The following is a 1,782-nucleotide window of genomic DNA, read 5'->3' on the forward strand; positions in this document are numbered from 1 at the left end:
GTTGAGAACAATAGTCTCATGTCCCCGCTGGCCTATCTGCTGGCCGCCGCCACGGCCGCTGCGGTCTACACCACCGTGGTCGGTGACGGCAATCCTATGGCGGGCCTGGAAATCATCGGCCAGGGCAAAGATCCCTTGAGCGAGGCCCTCGCCTCGGTCACAGAGAAGGCAGTGACGCTGTCCATGGCCGAATTCCCTCAGGAAACGACGGCTATGCTCGACTTCCTGAGCGGGGTGGGGGAGACCATCGATGCCATGGTCACCTACACCGATGAAAAGACCGGTCGAGTGGTCAGCACCCAATGGAACAGCCTGAGCCAAGTCACGCGCGATAGGCTCAAAGGTGGGGGCGAGGTCACCACCGTAGTGCTGACCCGTGGCCAAGTGCGGGCCGTCAAGACTATTATTACCGCTCCAAAAGTCGTAAACTGGACGACGCCTGACATTACCACTCGGGGCGCTGTAAACTGGTTTACGCCCGACAAAAATCTGCGTGGGGAGTCCTTTGAAAAATACTTGGAAAAAACCAAATACTCCGAAAAAAATGGCTATACTAATCTTAATGAAAGGCAACCAAAGCACAAGACTTTCGACTCCTATAACTTCACCACGGACCACGCGGTAAGCATCAAGACCATGGACACCCTGGGACTGTCAGGAAGCAATCCCATGAAGCCATGGAGGGCGGCGGGCTATTTGCGGCGTTACGTCGATGAGGCGAGGGATTATAAGAGAGTAGGTCAACCGAATGGAATCTACGAAAAACCAATCAAATCACGAAGCATTGAATTGGCCATCCCGGTCGGAACCCCGGTCAAAGTGCGTGAGGCATTGGACAAGGTTGTAATAGATGCTCTCGCCCAGGGGGTTGTAGTGAATATCAGTGTAGTAGTAAAGTGAGGTCATCATGTCTTTTCAATATTCCACCAAAGATGTCACGGGTGAAATCGAAATTTACCGCTTTGGCACTTTCTATCGATTGACTAGTTGCATGTGCGCATCGGCCCTGACCGGCACGGACTTGGACCATGGCCTGGACGAATTCCTGCCCACAACGGTCAGCGATTCCGAATTTGGTGCGGCCATCCGCCGCTGCCACGACGCCACCCGGTTCGAGGACGTGGACGCCCTGCCCACGGGAGAAGCGGCAAAGGCAGCACACCGCGAGTGGAAGAAAAAATTGGTCCTGTGGAAACGCAAGGCGCTGGAAATGACGGGTTGCAAAAACCTGGACGAACTCTATGAGGACGCCCGTCACTCCGGCAGTTGTCGCATCAAGGATGTGTATGCCTTCTTCAATAGCAGCCGGGATAAGCCGACTGAATTTTCCTCGATTCCCGACCATTTCCCCGACTACCGCGAGTTTATCGTTGAGCAACCAGCCAGCGACGAAATGCTGGGGCAAGCCGCAAGGGCGGCACTTGATGCCGGGGTACGAAACGCCCTGCCGCCACCGCGCGTGCGGCGCGGGTCAAAATAGTTATCGCCTCATTCAAACAGCCATCGGCTGAATATCCTGCACGCGCGAATGTGTCTTGATGACCAATTGCGTTCGGGGTTGAAGCTCACGGCTGCGATGTGTGACCCGTTGCGCGTGGCGCCTGACCAGCGTGCCGGGTTGCGCGCGCGAGTGCTCATGTACAGCGCGTGCCGAGCGGTCAGGATCGCTTTGATCACGATCCATTGAATTGGCCATCGTCCCGGTCAAAGTGCGTGATGCATTGGACAGTGCAGCAATATGAGGTCGCCCAAAGGGTGTTCAGGTGAATATCAGTGTAGTAG

The 1,782-nt window shown here is 55.5% G+C and carries 2 protein-coding genes and 1 pseudogene; 2 read left to right on the top strand and 1 reads right to left on the bottom strand.

Annotation, left to right across the window (positions count from 1 at the left end; translation table 11 throughout):
• Together VTU_RS27530 and VTU_RS0115295 are read left to right on the top strand one after the other, a co-directional pair.
• A partial coding sequence (locus VTU_RS27530) for an endonuclease toxin domain-containing protein (protein WP_010105691.1) occupies window positions 1–900 on the top strand: 900 nt, incomplete at its 5' end.
• A gap of 7 nt (window positions 901–907) precedes the next feature.
• Window positions 908–1,480 carry a contact-dependent growth inhibition system immunity protein gene (locus tag VTU_RS0115295; protein WP_138927914.1) on the top strand — a complete coding sequence of 191 codons (573 nt, stop codon included), beginning with the start codon at window positions 908–910 and terminating at the stop codon, window positions 1,478–1,480.
• A gap of 8 nt (window positions 1,481–1,488) precedes the next feature.
• Here the strand turns inward: VTU_RS0115295 and VTU_RS34925 are convergent.
• A pseudogene (locus tag VTU_RS34925) lies at window positions 1,489–1,668 on the bottom strand (hypothetical protein); the annotation flags it as partial.
• Window positions 1,669–1,782: the final 114 nt, after the last annotated feature.

Source organism: Verminephrobacter aporrectodeae subsp. tuberculatae At4, assembly GCF_000193225.1.
Taxonomy (GTDB): Bacteria; Pseudomonadota; Gammaproteobacteria; order Burkholderiales; family Burkholderiaceae_C; genus Acidovorax; species Acidovorax aporrectodeae.

What these genes read in the sequence shown, in the direction of transcription:
- VTU_RS0115295 (WP_138927914.1), top strand. Translation starts at nt 908, where the DNA reads ATGTCTTTTCAATATTCCACCAAAGATGTCACGGGTGAAATCGAAATT.